The organism is Rhizobium pisi, from assembly GCF_003938655.1.
Classification (GTDB): domain Bacteria; phylum Pseudomonadota; class Alphaproteobacteria; order Rhizobiales; family Rhizobiaceae; genus Rhizobium; species Rhizobium pisi.
The window spans coordinates 86,989-105,731 of sequence record NZ_RJJT01000017.1 but is presented as its reverse complement, the minus strand read 5'-3'; the positions used below and the strand labels follow the sequence as shown (position 1 = coordinate 105,731).

Here is an 18,743-nt window from a genome sequence, read left to right as displayed (position 1 = left end):
ATCAGTTGGTAGTCTTATCCGTTACCTTGTCCACGAAAGCGTTCGTGTAGGTTTTGGAAAGATCGATTGTTGCGGCAGCAACCTTTTCGTTGAAGCTCTTGAGAACGGCCAACGGCGTCTGCGTGTCGGTCTCGCTGAATTTGCCGTCCACCGAGAAAATCGGCTTGGCATTCTGGACGGCCTTCACATAAGTGTCCCGGTCGCCAGAGATGAATTCTTTCGGCAATTTTTCGACAATCTCTTCGGCGCTATGTGTGTTCATCCATGCCAGTGCCTTCACGGTCGCGTTTGTGACCTTCTGGATGGTTTCCGGGTTCTCATCGATATAGGCCTGTGTCGCATAGAGGACGGCGGTCGGATAAATTCCGCCATAGATCTCCTTGGCTCCCTCGTCGCTGCGGGCGTCGATCAAAATCTTGCCGACACCCTTGGCTTCGATAAAGGTCGCCGCGGGATCGTAGTTGACCAGAAGATCAACCTTCCCTTGCTCGAGCGCCGCAACAGCAGCTGAACCGGAGCCGACCCCGATCAAAGAGACGTCATCAGCCGATAGGCTATGGCGCTGCAGATAGTAGCGAACGAAGAAGTCTGAAGACGAGCCCGGCGCTGTGATGCCGATCTTCGCGCCCTTGATTGTTTCAGGTTTGGCAGGATCGAACGCAGCGTTTTTTCCACCGGCAAGCACGAGCCCGGAATTGCGGGCCAGTTGCACAAAGCCCACGACCGCCTTGTTCTGCGACTGCATCTGGATCGTATGGTCGTAGAAGCCGACAGCGATATCCGTGGAGCCGGCGACAAGCGCCTGCAGCGTCTTGGAGCCGCCAGATGCGAAGTTTTCGACGGTCACCTCAAGACCTTCCTTCTCGTAGAGACCTAGGCCGGCTGCGACCGGGAAGGGCAGGTTGTTGAGGTTGTAGGACCCGACGCTGATGCGAACCGGTTCCGCAAAAGCCGAACCGGCAAAAGCGACCGTTGCCGCAAGAGCGAGTATAAGTTTACGCATGTGTATTCCTCCCTGATGCGTGGCGCCCTCCCGGCAACCACTTCCGATTATGCAGCGCAAACCACTTGCGCGATAGGTTTTGCAAAGACCCGACCCTCGAAGAGGCGTCGGGCGGTCCGCAGGATTCCGGCAACTGTCTTGCCGTTGCGGGTATCCAGTTTTACTTCCAAACGACCGCTTGGATGTTCGAGAACGAGGACGACCGGCGGCTTGCGATTGCCGATCAGTTGCGCAGCGACGGTTCCGTCGCTGATGCAGGCCGTGGCAATCCCAACCGCGCCGGTTGTTGCGAGAGAGGGGTGGCACTGGTGCGGCATGAAATAGCGCACGCCGAGATCTCCGCCCTTGTTGGGCGTGGAGATCAACACCGGTTTGGGCGTGACCTGGTTGCTGACATCGCCCATGCCCATACGCCGGCCGGCCTCAAGCCGTAGCGTTTCGAGTCGGTGCAGCATTGCCCCGTTGGCGTTGAGCTCGGGTGCAGGTTCGTTGCCCGTCACATCGAGGGCGGCGGCTTCGAGCAGCATCATCGGCATCGCGCAATCGATGCAGGTCACATCGATGCCATCGATCCTGTCGCGCGGGTTGCCGGTCGGGAAAAGCTTGCCTGTGCGTGCCCCGGCCGCATCCATGAAGGTCAGCGCGATCGGTGCCGCATTGCCCGGCACACCGTCGATCGAGGCATCTCCCATGTAGGCAACGCGGCCATCGGGGGTCGGAACCTCCGCTTCGATGAGTTTGCCGGTATTGACGTTGTGAATGCGCACGCGGGTTGCGCCCGTCGCCGCTCTGACTAGGCCCGCCTCGATCGCGAACGGCCCGACGGCCGCCAGCATATTTCCACAGTTGGGCGAGATATCCACGAACTGCTGATCGATGCGGACTTGGGCGAAAAGATAATCGACATCAGCATCGGACACAGTTGATGGGCCGACGATGGCAACCTTGCTGGTGACGGGGTTGCCGCCGCCAATACCGTCAATCTGCAGAGGATGACCCGAACCCATGAGTGAAAGCAGGATCTGATCGCGTTGACGCGAATCCGATGGAAGATCGGATGCGAGAAAGAACGGTCCTTTGGAGGTGCCGCCTCGCATCAGAACGCAGGGAATGGAAATCAGGTCGTTCATGGTTGTGCCCGCATACTGATGTGATTTAGATATCAATCAACTTCTTTGTTGCAGTAAGCGGCAAAATGATTGATATGTGAAATGCGAATATCAGAGGGAATGATGCGTCATGAGCATCAATTGCGAGATACTGGATCTGCGCGCGTTTCTGTCGGTCGTCGAACTGGAAAACTTCCACCGCTCTGCCGAAGCGCTTAATCTGTCCCAGCCGGCACTCAGTCGTCGAATTCAGAAGCTCGAGTTGGCAATCGGGGCGCCTTTGCTCGAGCGCACCACGCGTCATGTCTCGACAACCGCCCTCGGCGCGGAACTGATCCCTTTGGTGCGACGAATGCTTGAGGAGTTCGACACGTCGCTATTTGCGGTGCGCGACGTCGGATCTCAGCGCAGCGGCCTCGTGACAATCGCATGTCTGCCGACGGCTGCTTTCTATTTTTTGCCGACCGTCATCAAGCAATTCAGCGCCGAGTATCCGAATATTCGTTTTCGCATTCTCGATCTGCCGGCCACCGACGGACTGCAGGCAGTCGCCCGTGGGGAAGTCGAGTTCGGCATTAATATCATGGGCTTTTCAGATCCCGACCTCATCTTCGAGAGGCTCATCGAAGATCCATTCGTGCTGGCGGCACGCAAGGATCATCCGCTGGCGGCCAAGAGCGAACTCGAATGGGACGATCTGGCGCCCTATCAACTGATCACAGTTCACCGGTCCAGCGGCAACCGTACGCTTCTTGACGCCGCGCTGGCGAAGTCGAACCTGAAACTGCGCTGGTCCTATGAAGTCACGCATCTTTCGACATCACTTGGTCTGGTGGAAGCCGGGCTTGGAATTTCGGTTCTGCCGAAACTCGCTACACCTCAGGAAGAGCACCCGTTCCTCGTCACAAGACCAATTCGCAATCCTGAAATCTCGCGAACGATCGGCATCGTGCGCCGTCGCGGTGGGACGCTTTCGCCGGCAGCCGAGCGCTTCATGACCATGTTGATTGGGACATGGGCCGAAGGAAACTGAATGGCCAACGTGATGATGTCGGCGAGACGGTGAATTTGCTGGAGCCACAGTTCGGCGTGCCGGTCGCCGTCGTGGAGTATTGCGGCGAGGCGGTATGTCCTGCCGCAAGGCTGGCGAGGAGGCGCACCCTTAAGAAATCTACATCCGCCCCATCGCGCCCATGGGGCAGAAGCACATGGTCGCCCGAGACGATCTCTCGTGTTCGAGCCGACCTGGGTGACATTTCCGTCTTACACATCCATTCTCGGCGCTGATGGTTGGAGCTGCTTCCGCGCACGCGGCAACAGCTCGACGAATGCCAACATGCCAACTGGCCCTGCGGCATATGACTGCCTCAGTACATTACATATTCCGAAGATGTGCTCGGAATAGTGCCTTGAAGTCTCGGAAGCCATTGAAACCGAACGCATGTGCAAGGCGCAGAACCGTCTGCGGTGCGACCCCACAGGAGACGGAAATCGACTTGATGGTGCCGAAGGCCATTTCCTCGGGACGCTCGAACGCGAACTGTGCGACCTTTTTAAGTTGATCCGGCAGGACCACTGTCCGGGATACTACCAGACCTTTGAGGTCCTTGATCGTCGTCGGCCGCGCCGATCGCTCTATGTCAATCATGTCCATAGCTCCGGATTGATCGCGGCCGAGTTCGTTGACATCACTTCACGGGCACGGGGGCCTTTTTCTGGACCGACTCGATGCAAGCGAGCGCGATCGCCAGCGCCTGGCGGGCGTCGTGCCCCGTCGCGCCTGCGAAGTGCTTGCCTTCGCGAACCGACTTCGCGAACGAGGCGAGTTGGGCGGTATAGCCGTGGATGAAGTGGTCGGTGTCGCGACGCCATGTGTCGTTGGACACGCCGTCCTTATCGAACATAGTCATGCTGGAGCGGCGGACGTCTCCCATGGTGATCATGCCGCCTGAGCCGAACACCTCGCCGCGGATGTCATAGCCATACATGGCGCAGAAGTTGGCTTCCGCCACAGCCACGGAGCCGTTGTCGAACCGGATGGTGACGACGGCGGTATCGAGAAATCCTTTGTCCTTGGCGTCAGGGCGGACCAACGCGTCGCCAACGGCGTAGACCTCGGTGGCCTTCGCACCGGGGTTCAGCCACAGCAGCGTGTCGAAGTCGTGGATCAGGGTCTCGTAGAAGATGGTCCAGAGGGGAATGCGGTCCGGATCGGCACCGAACGGGCCGGGATCACGGGTGAGCGAGCGGATGAGCTGGGGGGTGCCGACCTTCCCGGCGTCGATTGCTGCGCGGCCTTCGGCGAAGGCCTGATCCCAGCGTCGATTGAAGCCGACCTGGAGAGGGACGCCAGCCGATTTGGCGGCGGCGACGGCGCGCTCGGCGTCTGCGAGGGTGAGGGCCATCGGCTTCTCGCAAAACACGGCCTTTCCGGCCTCCGCCGCCTGAACGACGACATTGGTGTGGAAGCGGGCGGGCGTGGCGATGATCACGGCGTCGAGGCCTGGATGGGCGAGCAGCTCGGCGACGTCAGTATAGGAGGCGTCGACGTCAAGCTTGGCGGCTAGGTTTGCGGCGGCACCGGGAGCCGGGTCGGCAATGGCGACGAGTTCGGCATCGACCAGACGACGGGCGACGGTCTCGCCATGGAAGGAGCCGATGCGGCCGGCTCCGATGAGGCCGATGTTGACGGGTTTCTTGGGCATTGTCTTGTTCCTGTTTTGGGAGACTTGAACTTCAGAGAGTGAAGGCTTTGCGGAAGGCTTCGAGGGCGACGTCGGAGTCTCCGGATGCCCAGGCCTCCATGCCGATCGGACCGGAATAGCCCATGGCGGCGAGCGCCTTGGCGATGCCATTCCAGTTGACCTCGCCTGTGCCCGGTTCAAATCGGCCGGGAACGTCGGCGACCTGAATTTCGCCGATCCAAGGTAGAGATTTGCGGCACAGCTCGATCAGGTTCCCTTCGCCGATCTGCGCGTGATAAAGGTCCAGATTGAGCCTCAGGCGCGGATGATCAATGCTGGAGACCAGCGCCAGCGTGTCCTCGGCGCGGCCGAACGGGACGCCTGGATGGTCGACAGGGAGGTTCAGGTTCTCAAGCGTAAATGTCACGCCTTCCTCTTCGGCGAGGTCGACGATGCGGGACAAGGTGTCGCGGGCCTTGAGCCACATGGCTCCTGTCACGATCTCCATCGGCTGAACCGGCAGGCCGCGGTCGCCAAGTCCGGTGCCGTGAAGGTTCAGGCGTTGAACGCCGAGGCGCTTGCCGACCTGTGCGGTCTCGCGGGCCGTCTTGAGCAGCTCGGCGGCACCATCGTCATCGGTGAGCCGGCCCCTCAGATAGCCATTCATGATCGTGAACGTCGCTCCGGTCGCTTCGAGCTTGCCGATGTCGTGCTCTGGCCAGTTCCAGAGACCCACACCGAAACCGAGTTCTTTGAGTCGGGAGGCGCGCCATTCGATCGGCTTGTCGCGCCAGATCATTTCGGCGCAGGCTGCGAGCGGGAACGAAGAAGTCATGTCATTACCTGGTCCGGTCGTCGCCGGACTCCTCTTGGCTTGTTTCTGGATCGAGCCGATCATCGATCGGAGTGAGGTGTGGCTCCGGACTCCGGGGCCACGGAGGGGGCTAGATGGTGCCCCCGAGTTCCTGCGAAACGGACTGCAGCTCCTTGCCGCCGGCCATCAGGTTCTGAAGCTCGTCGATGCTGATCTCGCCCTTCGTAAAGGTGCCGAGCGTCTTGCCGCGGTTGAGAACCGTGAAGCGGTTTCCGACTGCGTAGGCGTGGCGCACGTTATGGGTGATGAAGATCACGCCGAGGCCCTTCTCGCGGACCTGGTGGACGTATTTTAGCACCATCGAGGTCTGGGCCACGCCGAGGGCCGACGTCGGCTCGTCGAGGATCAGCACCTTGGCACCGAAGTAGACCGCTCGTGCGATGGCGACGCACTGGCGTTCACCACCGGACAGCGTACCGACGGCCTGCTGCGGATCGCGAACATCGATGCCGATACGGTGCATTTGGTCGCGCGTGACGTTGTCGGCGAGGTCCATGTCCATGGTCTTGAACGGGCCGAAGCCTTTCAGGGGCTCCCGGCCCATGAAGAAGTTCCGGGTGACCGACATCAGCGGGATCATGGCGAGGTCCTGGTAGACTGTGGCGATGCCCGAATCGAGGGCGTCGCGCGGGCCTGAGAACAGCCTCGGCTGGCCATCGACGAGGAATTCGCCTGAGCTGGGTTTGTGCACGCCAGCGAGGGTATTAATCAGCGTGCTCTTGCCCGCGCCATTGTCCCCTAGCAGGCACAGAACTTCGTTGGAATGCACCTTCATCGACACGCCGTTGAGGGCGATCACGGAACCGAAGTGTTTGACGAGGTCCTTGACCTCGATGAGGGGCGTCTGGGAATTGCTCATCACCGTTCTCCCGTAACGCGCTTGCGGATGACGTTGTTGAAGATAACCGCGATCAGCAGCATGCCGCCGAGGAAGACGAGATACCAATCCTGGTCGATAGAGGTGTAGGTCAGGCCGATCAGGACCATGCCGAACACGATGGAGCCGAAGAAGGCACCGATCGCCGAACCGTAGCCGCCCGTGAGCAGGCAGCCGCCGATCACCGCGGCGATGATCGCCTCGAACTCTTTCTGGAACCCGCGACGCGCATCCGTAGAGCCGGCATCGAGGACGGTCAGGATGGCAACGAGGGTGGCGCAAAGCGCGGTGATCACAAAGAGCGTCGTCTTGACCCGACGGACCGGAACACCTGACTTCTGGGCCGCCCATGCATCGCCGCCAGCGGCGAATATCCAGTTGCCGAACCGGGTCCGAAGGAGGAGCCAGGTCGCACCGAGCGCGATGGCGATGAACCACAGGATTTCGACGGGAACGCCGGGCACCTGCGGATTGCCGTTGGGAAGCTTGGCGATCACGCCGAGCTCGGCCATCCAACGGAACAATCCCGGAAACGCATCACCCGAGAAGATGGGGGCAAGGGGACTGTTGGCGGCGGCTTCCTTCATTCCACGGAGTTGGGTGGAACCGCCGCTGGCCCATTTGAGACCCACGAGTGTCAGGCCTCGTAGAATGAAGAGGAATGCAAGCGTCACGATGAACGATGGCAGACCCGTCCGGATCGTGATCTGGGCGTTGGTGACGCCGATGCAGACCGCGAAAGCCATGGCGATGAGGATGGCGACGCTGAGGGGAAGCTGGAGCACGACGAGAGCTGTGCCGAAGACGAGGCCGGCGAAGGCCACCATCGACCCGATGGAGAGGTCGAACTCCCCGCCAATCATGAGCAGGGCAGCTCCTATCGCGAGGATGCCGAGCTGCGCGGCGGGGGCCATGAAGTTCATGATGCCCGCGAGCGTGAACATCGCGGGGTTCGCAGTGAACACGAAGAATATTGCAACGAGCACAAGTCCGGCGACGGCCCCGAGTTCAGGGCGGCGCAGAAGCGAGGTGACGGTCGACACTTTCTTGAGCCGCTCATCGGCGCGCGAAGCCGCCGCGCCGTTTTGTTCATTGACGAGGGACATAGCCCGTTCCTTTGCGAATGGTCGTTCAAGTCGCGCCGAAGCCAGAGTGTGCGAGAGACTCCATGGCAATGCGCGTCAGGCAAGAGTGGCGGCCCCCGTGGAGGTTGGGGACCGCCGGGCTTCGCTTAGCGAATGCCCTTTGAGGACTTCTCGATGACGGAAGCAGCGGTGTCCTTCTCGACGAAGCTCGGACCCGACGGGACATTGCCTGCCGGGATGGTGCCGTAACGGGCGTTGAGCGCGAGGAAGGTCACGGGCAGGTAACCCTGCAGATAGGGCTGCTGGTCGACGGCGAACAGCGCCTTACCGTCGGCGACGGCCTGGAGGAAGTTGGCGGACAGGTCGTAGGAAGCCACCTTCACCTTGTCGGCAACGCCCATCTTCTCAACGACGGCTACGGCGCGCTCGCCGACGAGCGGAGCGGATAGGCCCAGGACGACGTCGATCGACGGATCGGATGTCAGGGCAGCCTGAATCTTGGCTTCGATTTCGGCCGGATCGGCAGTCGTCGGAAGCACGGTTACCTTGCCGCCTTCAAAGCCCTTCTCGGTCCCGGCGCAACGCTGGTCAAGCGCGGCATTGCCGACTTCCTGGTTGACGCAGAGGACATGCTTAAGGCCGAGCGACTTGAGCTTCGCGCCGACCTTGATGCCTGCCGGAGTTTCGTCCTGGCCCACATGGAGCCTGATGCCCAGCTTCTCCTGGGCGGCGATGCCCGAGTTCATCGAGATGACCGGGATGCCCGCGGCGACGGCCTTTTCGATCGCCGGGCCGAGAGCGTCCGGATCGGGATTGGAGATGACGATGCCAGCCGGATGCTGGTTGACGGCGGCTTCGATCAGCTGGCCCATCGCGACCATGTCAAAAGTTTCGGGCGCGCGGTAGTCCACCTTGATGTTGCTGTCCTTGGCAGCCTGCATCATGCCGTTCTTGACGATCGACCAAAACGGGTCCGATGCCTGCCCGTGCGTAACGGCGATGATGGAGATTTCCTGCGCCTTGACGGCGACGGCGGCCGAGGTGGCGACACCGAATGCGATTGCGCTCATGGCGAGCGTCTTCAGCAGAGCTTTCATTTCTTCCTCCTGGTATGCCGTCCCACTCCTCCGGGACGGCTAAAAACATTTTGCACCCGGGTGCAAAATCGCTTGCACCCGGGTGCAAGTGGATGCATATTATTGCCAGATGTTATAAAAGCAAGAGATTATTTCATCGGTAGGCGATGATGGAATATTTGTTCCATCCGAGGGGAGAGGCATGCGAAAGCGGGCTACGGCTAAGGAAGTGGGGGAGGCGGCGGGGGTGTCCAAATGGACGGTCATTCGCGCGTTCAAGCCCGGCGCGTCGATCACCGACGAAGCCAAACGCAAGATCATGGAGGCGGCGGAGAAACTGAACTATTCGCCCAATCTGCTCGCGCGCAGCCTTTCGACGAACGTCACCCATCAGGTCGCCGTGCTCGTCGACGACTTCGCCAACCCGCAGAAACTTCCGTTTCTGGAATCCCTGACCGAGCGCCTGCAGGCCGAGGGTCTCGTGGCGATGCTCATCAACATCAACAATCACTTCGACCATGTGCATGCGCTTCTCAATGCCGACCAGCGCCTGGTCGACGCCATCATTCTCCTCGGCACCGCATTTCGGGACGAGACCTTGAACGACCGTCGCTTGGGACCGGGCATGCCGCCCATGTTTGTCCTCGCACGCGATAGCCAGATCGAGGGTGTCCCGGCGGTCGTCTGCGACGCGGAAGTCGGCCTGAGGGATATCGTGGACCATCTTCATGAACGGGGCTATCGGCGGCCAGGCTTCATGACCGGGGCCTCGGCGCTGTCGACCGCATTGAAGCGGAGGCACCACTTCGCCGAGTTCTGGAGGCAGAAGGGTGTCGACCACATCGTGGACATCTCAGCCGAGCGCTACAGCCACCAAGACGGCGCAGAGTCGGCACGGAGATACCTTCAGAAGACTCACGCTGGCGAACGGGTCGATGTCCTGATGTGCGAAAATGACATTCTGGCGATCGGTGCGATGGAGACCGCGCGGAGCGAGTTTGGCCTCCGGGTCCCTGACGATATCGCTGTCGTCGGATTCGACAACTACGAACTCGGCGGCACGCCGGCCTTCGGCCTCACGACTTACGAGCAGCCGTGCCGCGAGATGGTTGACCTCGTCGTGGAAATGGTCACTGGCAAGCGCGAAGGAGAGACCATTTCCCTTCCGGGCAAGCTCGTCGTCCGGTCGTCCACGTGATCTGAAGCCTGTCATTCGACCTGCGCCCTGCGGCGCAGGATCGCGAACCCGTGCGCAAAATCTGGAGACGCAGATGAACCAGTCCCTATCCTCCCTCCCGCCAGGCGTCCGTCTTGGAGTGAGTCCGTTGTCCTGGGCGAACGACGTTCTCGAGGACCTCGGCGCGAACATCCCGCTCGAAACCTGCCTGGATGATGCGGCCGCAATCGGCTACCAGGGCGTCGAACTCGGGCGCAAGTTTCCCCGCGACGCCGCCGTTCTTCGACCGCTTCTGGATTCGCGTGGCTTGGCCTTGGCGTCGGGATGGCATTCAGGCGAACTGGCCGAGAGGGACGTCGAGGCCGAGATGGCTGCGGTAGCTCCTCATGCAAGCCTTCTTCGCGACATGGGCAGCTCGGTCATGGTCTATGGCGAGGTGGCGATGATGACCCCTGGAGCGCCGCTCGACGCCCCGATGTCAAAAAGGCTTGTCATGCCCACCGACGAAATCGCTGCGTACGCGGTCCGGCTTACGGAATTCGCCAAGCGCCTCCAAGATGCCTATGGCCTCCGGCTCGCGTATCACCATCATCTCATGATGGTCACCGAGACCCTTGACGAAATTTCCACATTGTTCGACCGAGCTGGAGGTGATGTCGGCCTTCTTCTCGACACCGGACACGCGGTTGGCGGCGGCTTCGACTACAAGCACCTCATCGATCGCTTCGGCGACCGGATCGCCCACATCCATCTCAAGGATGTTCGTGGCAAGGTAATGGAGATGGTGAGGGCGGGTGATCTCAGCTTCAATGAGGGCGTGCGCCAGGGCATGTTCACGGTTCCCGGTGATGGCGACGTTGATTTCGCTCCCGTCGCCGATTTCGTGCGGAACGGCTGCTATCGCGGATGGTTGGTCGTTGAGGCTGAGCAGGACCCCGAATTGGCTCCGCCTAAGCCTGCCGTGACAGACGCATTTGATCGCGTCCGTCGGCTTTTCGCTTGAGGATCTCCGCTTTTGGCGGATTGTGTTGAAAAACGCGGCAACGGATCAGCGTCTCATTTTGCCTCAGTTGCGCGAGTACGGCTTGCACAGGCTACAGTTGGAATTGTATTCCTCGCGCTTCGCGTGAAAATTACTTCGAACGCGGTCTAGTGGAGTCTTTCAACACAATCTGCGCCAAGCGGCCACGAGCTCCGTTCGACCGGTGACACTTGCTGACGAATTCGTCCGTTGCCCCAATCCTCTCCCGCACAGCGGAAACGATGATAGCCCTCATTGGCCCCGAGCCGTGGCGCGCGCCATCCCATGGCCGGGCGAGGCCTTCCTTGATCAAAACAACGTCTAGCGAATTGCCCGCACGACACACGGTTCGAAGTTTGCGTCCATACTTATCTTCGTCGCGGAATCCGGTTGTCAGGGGCGTTGAGCAGCTTCAATAGGCGGGATTTCGCCGCTTCACCTTTTATCCGTTCAGCCTCGCAGCGGGGCGGGCTGAGTTCAGGCGTATCGATATCGGCCATTCGAATTTTCTCGTCCAGAACCAGAAGGTGTCGCCATTGACGACGCAGTTCGTACGATAGCTGTCGGCGCAGAACACGAACGACACCGACAGCGCGTCTTGTGCAGGCGCTTTGACGAAAGCGGCAGTGTTGTCGAGATGGCCGTTGCTATCAAGATACAGCCAGCTGGCGGCACCGATCACCACGGCGCAGGCGATGGTGATCGCAATGCCTTTGCCGCGACCGGGACGGCGACGACCTGCGATACCGGTTGGGACGCACCTACCGACTGGTCCGTTGCCATGAAGGAAGTCGGACCACCATCGCCGCATGGAACTGTTGAACTTCGAATTCCAAAGCTACGCACTGGCAGCTACTTTCGGAGCTTTCTGAAGCCGCGCCGCATGGCTGAGAAGGCACTGACCGCGGTAACGCCACCGGTTCAGACCCTCAAGTGTTCCGATCGTGTAGGGCGGGGTCACCGGTTCCAATCCGGTCAAGAGCCGTTGCGTTTGCGGTTTCACACGGAACCGGCCCGCTACGGAGGGCCTGGGCAAGACCTGCGTCAATCGCCCGAAGATGCCGCAGCGTGTTTGCCCACCACGATCCGGTTGAGTTCCGTTCGAAGTGAGGCTACGTTTGGTGCTCCGTTTAGGTTCGAGAACTCTTGCTGGGCGGCCAGCCACAGGGGCGACGCCCTGTCGTGCAAAAGACGTCCTTCAAGCGTAAGTTCGATGACCCGGTAGCGGCCATCGATCGGTGAGGGGTTCATGGAGACAAAGCCGTCTCTCTCTAGGAACCCGACCATCTTGCCCATGGCCGTGCGTTCGACATCGAGGCGCTCGGCCAGCGCGATGACGGTCGCGCTTTCAGCCTCAGCCAGAGCGGCGAGGATGAGGAACTGCGTGATGCGGAGCCCGACCGGCTCGAGGTGAGCGTCATAGAGGCGGGTGATCTGCCGGCTCGCCTTACGCATGGCGTTGCAATTGCACTGGTCGATTCCCAGAGGCTGATTGACCGACAACATTTCCATTCCTTTCAATTTTAGTTCCGGGGCGCCTTCACGCTTGCTGCAGAAGACGCCCGTCTCTCGCGAAGTCTTAGAACAATCCCGGCGGGGGCGTGATGTAGCCGGGGATCTCGTCCGCCAGTGTGCTCTTTAGCAGAGCCGTGCCCTTGTCGGCCATGACCTCGCTCTTTCCGGCGGCAAGTGCATCATAGGTCTGGATTGCCACGTCCGTCGGGCTGGTTTTCGGCACGTCGATACCGTTTGTCAGATCGGTGTCCAGGAAGCCAACGTGAAGACCGAGGACCTGGATGCTGCGGTCCGCAAGGTGGAACCGTAGCTGGTTCGTATAGCTCCAGGCCGCGGCCTTGGAAGCGGCGTACGGCGTCAGGTAGGGTCGTGGCAGCCATACGATATCAGAAAGGACATTGATAATGGCGGCATGGGGCGCCTTTGACAGGCCAGGCTCGAACGCTTGTGTGACCCGCGCCACGCCATAGTAATTGGTGTCGAACAGCGCCTTCGACTGCGCCTCGAATTCGGCCGCCAAGGGATTGTCGATCAGAGCGGCAATACCAGCGTTGTTGATCAGGATCGTTGTGTCTTCTGCAGCCTCGGCTGCGGCGGCGACCGACGTCGGATCGGTGACATCGATGCGGACTGGCACGACGCCGGGTTCGTCGAAGCCATTTGTGTTGCGCATGCCTGCGTAGACCTTCTTTGCTCCGCGCCGGGCGGCCTCCCGGGCGAAGGCCAGGCCCAGGCCACGATTTGCACCTGTAATGAAGACCGTTGCGTTGTTGATTTCCATGACACGTCACCTTCTTAGATAGGTGGCCGATCCGCTACTGCGGCGGAGGCCAACCGGGCTGTTGGATTCAAAGGAAAAGCTGCTCGGGCAACTGACCGGATAGCGCGCTTTTGAGGTGGCCGGCGAGCGACACGACGGCATCGACCGGGGCCATACGGACACTTACGCGCGGTATGAAGCCATCCGGGTCGCGATCGATGATGACGGCCGCATTCAGGCGTTCGCCGCTGGTCAAGATCGCTTCATATTCCAGAAGCGTCCGCGAACCGACGATCTCCATAAAGGTCGGGGTTTGCTTGGCGTAGAAAGTGCCGACGGCATCAACGACACGCCGGATTTCGTCGCGACCGACCACCGGTCCGCGCAGCACGGAACTGATCAGCTCGGCGTCGTTCGCAAGGTCGTCGAGAAACGGATGACGTTCTTGATGAGTGTTGGGCATCGTCGTTGATCCTGGTCCTGGATTTCAGTGGAAGGCGTCGCGGTTCTTGGCGACGAATTCCGGGATCGAGAGGGCAGGGGTTCCCGTTATCCGCTCGACGACGTCGTTGGTGCCGGAGAAGATGCCCTCGCGATAATTCTGGGCGACCTCGACAAGGTGCTGCACCAGAAACGGCGGGAACGTGTAGAGCGTCTCCATCTTGTCCTTAAAGGCTTCGATCGAGGTCGGCGCGTATTCGATCTTGGCTCCTAGAACATCGCTCATCGCTGCGGCGATCTCGGCGTGGTTCATTTCCACGGGGCCGTGAAGGGTATAAATCTTGCTTCCATGACCTTCCGGCTTCGCCAGCAGGTGGGCGATCACGCGGCCCTGGTCATCGGAGCTGATCGGTGCATGTCGGCCGTTCTCGAACGGAAACTCGATCTTCTTAGACGCCCAGATCTCCCTTGCAAAATGCGGATAGACGAGCCAATCGGCGAAGAAGGTGGGACGCAGATGCGTGGTCGCGACGCCGGACCAGTCGAAAACGCGCTCCGAAATCCAATGATCCTGCGCCGCGTGGCTGGTGGATTGTCGACGTGCCGAGATCTGCGACATGTTTACGATCGCGGAGACGCCCGCCTCCTTCGCCGCCTGCGCAAAATAGGCTGCGGCGCCGAGAATTCCCGGCGCGATGGGGTGCAGAAAGTATGCAGACCGAATGCCTTCCATGGCCGCACGGATGTCATCGATGTCAGTGAAGTCGCCGACCGCGACTTCGACGCCGCGCTCACGCAGCGCTTTGGCACGGTCGTCGTCCGAGCGAACATAGGCTCGAACCTTCCTGTTCATCTTGAGAAGCTCGTCGATCGCGGCGCCGCCGGTCCGTCCAGTTGCACCACTTACCAGGATGTCAGTCTCGCTCATTGCCATATCTCCTTGAATGAAAGCATATGCTCTTACTGCCAACCAAATAGGAGCATATACTCGTATTGTCAAGCCGAACTAATCTGCGAGAGGCTTTCGGGGCATTATGGCGGCTCGATCGAAATCCGTATCCGGTTGCTGCGGGAGGCCACTGAGGCGGTGGCCGATGCGGGCGGCGCCGGCCGCGTGGGCGTGCGTGTCTCTCCCAACGGCGAAACGCAGGGCGTCCGCGACAGCGATCCCTTCCCCTTGTTCACGGCGGTCTTGGAAATGCTGCCGAAGATCGGGATCGCCCATCTGGCGCTGATGGGACCGCCGAGACGGCACCTTCGGTGTCGGCGAGATGGATCCTTTGGCGCCGCAATTGCGGCATGCGTTCAAGGTCCGTTGATCCTGAACTCCGATTTCAACTTCGTGCGGTCGCAGGCAGCGATTGATGACGGTGTCGGCACGCGGTCCGGGCCTGCCGAAACGTTTCACGGAAAAGATCCCGCCCGCTCCGGATGATCCCACAACGTGGTTCAGTCAGGGCATCCAAGGTTACGTCAATTACCCGTGGCCCAGTGAATTCTCCGGCAGGGAATAACGTTCCTGCTCGGGTTTCGCGAAGGCGATGCCTCGAGCTCATCGTTAGCGCGCCTGTCTATTACGAACCTTGCATCTTCAGCAACCGGAGGTCCTGTCACCCTCTCCGAGGTCACGGGGCGAGCGATTGACGGGAACCTGAATCCTCACGGAATGCAAACGGTAGGGATGGCATTGTCGCCGTACGATTTTTTTATCCGGTCAACGTGCGAACTATGCAGTCTTACGGAAAGCATAGGCTTGGTGCTCTGTTGCGCCCCCAACCTTGAACTGACCAATCAACTCGCGCAGCGTGGCGCTCTCGTCGGCAAGCGATGCGGAAGCTGCGCTCGCTTCCTCGACCATTGCGGCATTCTGCTGGGTCGTTTGATCGAGGCTGTTAACTGCCGTGTTTATCTCGGCGAGGCCCACCGACTGCTCGCGCGACGATGCAGCAATCGCGTCGACGTGTTGATTCATCGCCACCACGAATTCACCGATCTGCTTCAAAACCCCGCCGGTTTTCGAGACCAGCTCGACGCCTGTGGCCACTTCACCGCTCGATGTGTGAATGAGCGCCTTGATTTCTTTTGCCGCCTTGGCTGAGCGCTGCGCGAGCTCGCGCACTTCTTGCGCCACGACCGCAAAACCCTTACCAGCCTCGCCGGCGCGTGCAGCCTCAACACCTGCGTTCAACGCAAGAAGATTCGTCTGAAACGCAATTTCGTCAATGACACCGATGATATTCGATATCTCGTTGGCGGATTGCTCAATCCGGCTCATCGCGTCGACCGCCTGCGCGACAATTATGCCGGATGTCGTAGCGCTGGCGTTGGCCTCTGCCGCCACCTTGCGGGCCTCCTCGGCGCGTTTGGAAGATGAGGCGACGTTTGCGGTGATTTCATCCAGGGCGGCGGCCGTTTGTTCCAAAGCAGCCGCCTGCTGCTCGGTGCGCCTTGCGAGGTCATTCGCACTGTGGGCGATCTCATTCGATCCGGTGTCGATGCCGGCTGTCGAGCCCGCCACTTTGCTCAGCGTGCGGCAGAGTTGAGCGACGGCGCTATTGAAGTCACGTCGAAGCGGCTCGAAATCAGGATCGAACGGTTCGATGATCTGGATTGTCAGATCGCCTTCAGCGAGTTTCTTCAAACTTCCGGCCAGTCCATTCGTCGCCTGACCCATCGCAGCGGCTCGCGCACGGTCGATTTCCGCACGCCGCTGGCGCTCTCCTTCTGAAAGGACGCGGCTTGCCTCGATTTCCTTGTCGGCTTTGATTTTAGCCAATGCTGTCTGCCTGAATGTTTCGACCGCTCCAGCCATCGAACCGATTTCGTCCGTTCGGCTTGCGTAGGGGATGGCCGACGCCGTGTCGCCTCCCGCAAGCCTGGTCATCGAACTGGTAATTGCCTTGACCGGCTGGGAGATTTGCACAGCAACATAGGCAATGGCTCCGGCGACAATCCCCAAGACTAAGGCAATAAGCGTCCATGTGCTCCAAAGGATCGTGGCGTAGGTCAGTTTGCTGCTGTCAAATGAAGCATCCGAACCCTTCACGTTGATGTCGAGTAGCTCGCTCGCACGGCTTTCGGCTTCCTGGATAATCGGCTCCATGTCCTTGTAGAAAATGCTCTTGGCTGCGTCGTTGTCATTCTTTCGGGATTTCACGAGCATCGGCTCGGCCGCATTGGCGTATGCGGCGGCGGCATTTCCGATCTGGTCAAGCAGTTCTTTTTCGTGAGGGGACGATATCAGCGCCCGATAGGCTTCGACGGATTTCGCCACTTCCTCCCTTTGTGCGATAACTTGCTTTTCCGCCGCCGCTATTGCCTCATCGCTGATGGACATGATGTGATTGGCATATGCGAACTTCAGCTGCTGAAGTTGGAGTTGCATATTTCGCACGACGGAGACACTCGGCAGCCAGTTCTTGGCGATCGCAGCGGTGTTCTCATTTACCGCGCGCACGCTACTCAGGGAGAACAGAGCGAATGCGAGAAAAATTGACGCAAACATCAGATTGATGACAATCAGGGAGGTTCGGACAGTGAGCCTGCGCATTTCTTCTCACTCCTTCGGAACGATGACAGACCAGGTCAAATGGATCTGGCGCTTGCGAAGCAATTGATGAAATTTAGCCCTTTCTGTTTAATTAAACGTCAAGCTCGCAATTGGTGTGCCAGCACTTTTGCGCTCGTCGATAGGCGCTTCAAGGCAGGCGTAGAGCCACCAACCGAAGGCAATTCGGCCGGCAAAGGCGCAACATGGGCGAAGTCCTGCGGAAGTAAGGGCGTGGTGGCCATTTCCTGCAATACAAGGCAACACTTCGGTCCGGCCTCGATCTGGAAGCGGTGGGTGTCATCGAGCGTGACGAGACCGGACTCGTTCGGCGCGTGACGATGATGTTTGCGCCTTTAGACGCTGCGCTGTCACTGTCGGCAGGACCGGGCGGAATCGTCGGGGAGGAGTTTGCTGACGATCTCATTTACGATGCGTCGGTGAACGAGATCGCGTCGGTCTGATGCCAGACTCGCATAAGATCGCACGCAAAAGGGCCGGGGCTAAGCCAGGCCAGCCCCGGCCCTTGCACGCCATCAGTGGCGAAGGAACGCCAGCAGGTCGGCGTTCAAGCGGTCCTTGTCGACATGCAGCAGCCCATGGGAGCCGCCTTCGTAGACGATGAGCTTGGCATGTGGTAGGAGCCCGGCGGTCAGTTTCGCGGAAATCTCTAGCGGGACGATCTGATCGTCACTGCCATGGATCACCAGTGCGGGGACGGTGATTTTCTTAAGGTCATCACGGAAATCGGTTTCCGAGAAGGCGCCGAGCGCATGGTAGGCGGCAAGAAAGCCTGTTGCCTGCCCCTGCCGCCAGTAGCTCTCCCGCAGGCCCTCCGAGATGTGCGCCCCCGGCCGATTGAAGCTGTAATACGGCATGGTGACGTCGAGATTCCACTGCGACCGGTTTGCCTGCACGGCGGCGCGGAACGTATCGAACAGCTCCTTGGGAGCACCGTGAGGATTGGTCGCAGTCTTCAGCAGGAAGGGTGTCACCGAGGAAACGAAAGCGACCTTGGCGACGCGGCTCTGGCCATGGCGCGCGATATAGCGTGCGACCTCGCCACCGCCCATCGAATGACCGGCGAAGGTCGCCTCACGCAGATCGAGCGCCTCGACCAGTTGCGCCAGATCATCGGCGAAGGTGTCGTAGTCGTAACCGCTGGACGGCTGGCTCGACCGGCCAAAACCCCGACGGTCATGGGCGATGACGCGATAGCCGTTCTGCAACAGGAAGAACATCTGGTCTTCCCAGGCGTCTGACGACAGCGGATAGCCATGGCTGAACACCACGGCCGGCCCGGTACCCCAGTCCTTGAAATAGAGGCTGGTGCCGTCTTTCGTGACGAGGCGGTCGCCTGTGGTCTTGCCGGCGCGGGCAGGCGCGGGGGTCTTTGCATCGGCTGCATCGGCGACGGTTGCGGCGGCGCCAGCCGCTGCAAGTCCGACGCCGGCGACGGCCACGCCTTTCAGCAGGCTGCGCCGGGAAGCGCTGTCGGGTGTTGAGATCGCGGACATGAAGAAACTCCGTGAGGTTATGCCGCCTGGGCGGCGCGAGTGGCGAATGTGGCTGGG

The 18,743-nt window shown here is 60.3% G+C and carries 19 protein-coding genes and 2 pseudogenes; 6 read left to right on the top strand and 15 right to left on the bottom strand.

Annotation, left to right across the window (positions count from 1 at the left end; translation table 11 throughout):
• Position 1: 1 nt before the first annotated feature.
• Positions 2-1,003 (bottom strand): ABC transporter substrate-binding protein, encoded by a 1,002-nt coding sequence (locus tag EFD55_RS23025; protein ID WP_125847720.1) that lies wholly within the window; start codon positions 1,001-1,003, stop codon positions 2-4.
• A gap of 47 nt (positions 1,004-1,050) precedes the next feature.
• Positions 1,051-2,133, bottom strand: a complete 1,083-nt coding sequence (locus tag EFD55_RS23020) for a 4-oxalomesaconate tautomerase (protein WP_125847717.1) — start codon at positions 2,131-2,133, stop codon at positions 1,051-1,053.
• Positions 2,134-2,242: 109 nt separating this feature from the next.
• On the opposite strand from EFD55_RS23020, the gene EFD55_RS23015 reads away from it, so the two are divergent.
• Complete coding sequence (locus EFD55_RS23015) at positions 2,243-3,145, top strand: LysR family transcriptional regulator (protein WP_125847715.1); 903 nt, start codon at positions 2,243-2,245, stop codon at positions 3,143-3,145.
• A 342-nt stretch (positions 3,146-3,487) separates the two neighbouring features.
• Here the strand turns inward: EFD55_RS23015 and EFD55_RS23010 are convergent, their stop codons facing one another.
• The 6 genes from EFD55_RS23010 to EFD55_RS22985 form a co-directional block, all read right to left on the bottom strand.
• A complete protein-coding gene (locus EFD55_RS23010; RefSeq protein ID WP_164737632.1) occupies positions 3,488-3,760 on the bottom strand; it encodes a MurR/RpiR family transcriptional regulator in 273 nt (90 codons plus the stop codon).
• 40 nt (positions 3,761-3,800) lie between these two features.
• Positions 3,801-4,817, bottom strand: a complete 1,017-nt coding sequence (locus EFD55_RS23005) for a Gfo/Idh/MocA family oxidoreductase (protein ID WP_125847711.1) — start codon at positions 4,815-4,817, stop codon at positions 3,801-3,803.
• 31 nt (positions 4,818-4,848) lie between these two features.
• Positions 4,849-5,631 carry a TIM barrel protein gene (locus tag EFD55_RS23000; RefSeq protein ID WP_125847779.1) on the bottom strand — a complete coding sequence of 261 codons (783 nt, stop codon included), beginning with the start codon at positions 5,629-5,631 and terminating at the stop codon, positions 4,849-4,851.
• 109 nt (positions 5,632-5,740) lie between these two features.
• Entirely contained in the window at positions 5,741-6,529 is a 789-nt protein-coding gene (locus tag EFD55_RS22995; RefSeq protein WP_125847709.1) for an ATP-binding cassette domain-containing protein, read from the bottom strand.
• Complete coding sequence (locus tag EFD55_RS22990; RefSeq protein ID WP_125847706.1) at positions 6,529-7,653, bottom strand: ABC transporter permease; 1,125 nt, start codon at positions 7,651-7,653, stop codon at positions 6,529-6,531. The genes EFD55_RS22995 and EFD55_RS22990 overlap by 1 nt, the downstream gene beginning before the upstream one ends.
• A 125-nt stretch (positions 7,654-7,778) precedes the next feature.
• On the bottom strand, positions 7,779-8,729 hold the full coding sequence (locus tag EFD55_RS22985; protein ID WP_125847704.1) for a sugar ABC transporter substrate-binding protein: 951 nt from the start codon (positions 8,727-8,729) through the stop codon (positions 7,779-7,781).
• A 181-nt stretch (positions 8,730-8,910) separates the two neighbouring features.
• Here EFD55_RS22985 and EFD55_RS22980 point away from each other — a divergent pair, with 181 nt between their 5' ends.
• Positions 8,911-9,906, top strand: a complete 996-nt coding sequence (locus tag EFD55_RS22980; RefSeq protein WP_125847701.1) for a LacI family DNA-binding transcriptional regulator — start codon at positions 8,911-8,913, stop codon at positions 9,904-9,906.
• Positions 9,907-9,979: 73 nt separating this feature from the next.
• Entirely contained in the window at positions 9,980-10,888 is a 909-nt protein-coding gene (gene iolE / locus EFD55_RS22975) for a myo-inosose-2 dehydratase (protein ID WP_125847699.1), read from the top strand.
• A gap of 283 nt (positions 10,889-11,171) precedes the next feature.
• Here iolE and EFD55_RS22970 read toward each other — a convergent pair.
• A pseudogene (locus tag EFD55_RS22970) lies at positions 11,172-11,609 on the bottom strand (thermonuclease family protein); the annotation flags it as partial.
• 108 nt (positions 11,610-11,717) lie between these two features.
• Here EFD55_RS22970 and EFD55_RS33500 point away from each other — a divergent pair.
• Positions 11,718-11,816 (top strand): annotated as a pseudogene (locus EFD55_RS33500) (transposase); the annotation flags it as partial.
• A 134-nt stretch (positions 11,817-11,950) separates the two neighbouring features.
• Here the strand turns inward: EFD55_RS33500 and EFD55_RS22965 are convergent.
• The 4 genes from EFD55_RS22965 to EFD55_RS22950 form a co-directional block, all read right to left on the bottom strand.
• Positions 11,951-12,412, bottom strand: coding sequence for a MarR family winged helix-turn-helix transcriptional regulator (locus EFD55_RS22965; RefSeq protein WP_125847697.1), 462 nt, complete (start codon positions 12,410-12,412; stop codon positions 11,951-11,953).
• Between the two features lie 73 nt (positions 12,413-12,485).
• Positions 12,486-13,202, bottom strand: coding sequence for an SDR family oxidoreductase (locus EFD55_RS22960; RefSeq protein ID WP_125847695.1), 717 nt, complete (start codon positions 13,200-13,202; stop codon positions 12,486-12,488).
• A gap of 67 nt (positions 13,203-13,269) precedes the next feature.
• Positions 13,270-13,644, bottom strand: coding sequence for a hypothetical protein (locus EFD55_RS22955; protein WP_125847693.1), 375 nt, complete (start codon positions 13,642-13,644; stop codon positions 13,270-13,272).
• Between the two features lie 24 nt (positions 13,645-13,668).
• Positions 13,669-14,550 carry an NmrA family NAD(P)-binding protein gene (locus tag EFD55_RS22950; protein ID WP_125847691.1) on the bottom strand — a complete coding sequence of 294 codons (882 nt, stop codon included), beginning with the start codon at positions 14,548-14,550 and terminating at the stop codon, positions 13,669-13,671.
• 159 nt (positions 14,551-14,709) lie between these two features.
• Between EFD55_RS22950 and EFD55_RS33495 the strand changes: the two genes are divergently transcribed.
• Entirely contained in the window at positions 14,710-15,057 is a 348-nt protein-coding gene (locus tag EFD55_RS33495) for a beta/alpha barrel domain-containing protein (RefSeq protein ID WP_245438525.1), read from the top strand.
• Between the two features lie 291 nt (positions 15,058-15,348).
• Here the strand turns inward: EFD55_RS33495 and EFD55_RS22940 are convergent, their stop codons facing one another.
• Positions 15,349-17,172 carry a methyl-accepting chemotaxis protein gene (locus tag EFD55_RS22940; protein WP_125847689.1) on the bottom strand — a complete coding sequence of 608 codons (1,824 nt, stop codon included), beginning with the start codon at positions 17,170-17,172 and terminating at the stop codon, positions 15,349-15,351.
• 290 nt (positions 17,173-17,462) lie between these two features.
• Here EFD55_RS22940 and EFD55_RS22935 point away from each other — a divergent pair, with 290 nt between their 5' ends.
• Positions 17,463-17,633 (top strand): hypothetical protein, encoded by a 171-nt coding sequence (locus EFD55_RS22935; protein WP_245438523.1) that lies wholly within the window; start codon positions 17,463-17,465, stop codon positions 17,631-17,633.
• Positions 17,634-17,705: 72 nt separating this feature from the next.
• On the opposite strand, the gene EFD55_RS22930 is transcribed toward EFD55_RS22935, so the two are convergent.
• Positions 17,706-18,686 (bottom strand): alpha/beta fold hydrolase, encoded by a 981-nt coding sequence (locus EFD55_RS22930; RefSeq protein WP_125847687.1) that lies wholly within the window; start codon positions 18,684-18,686, stop codon positions 17,706-17,708.
• Positions 18,687-18,743: the final 57 nt, after the last annotated feature.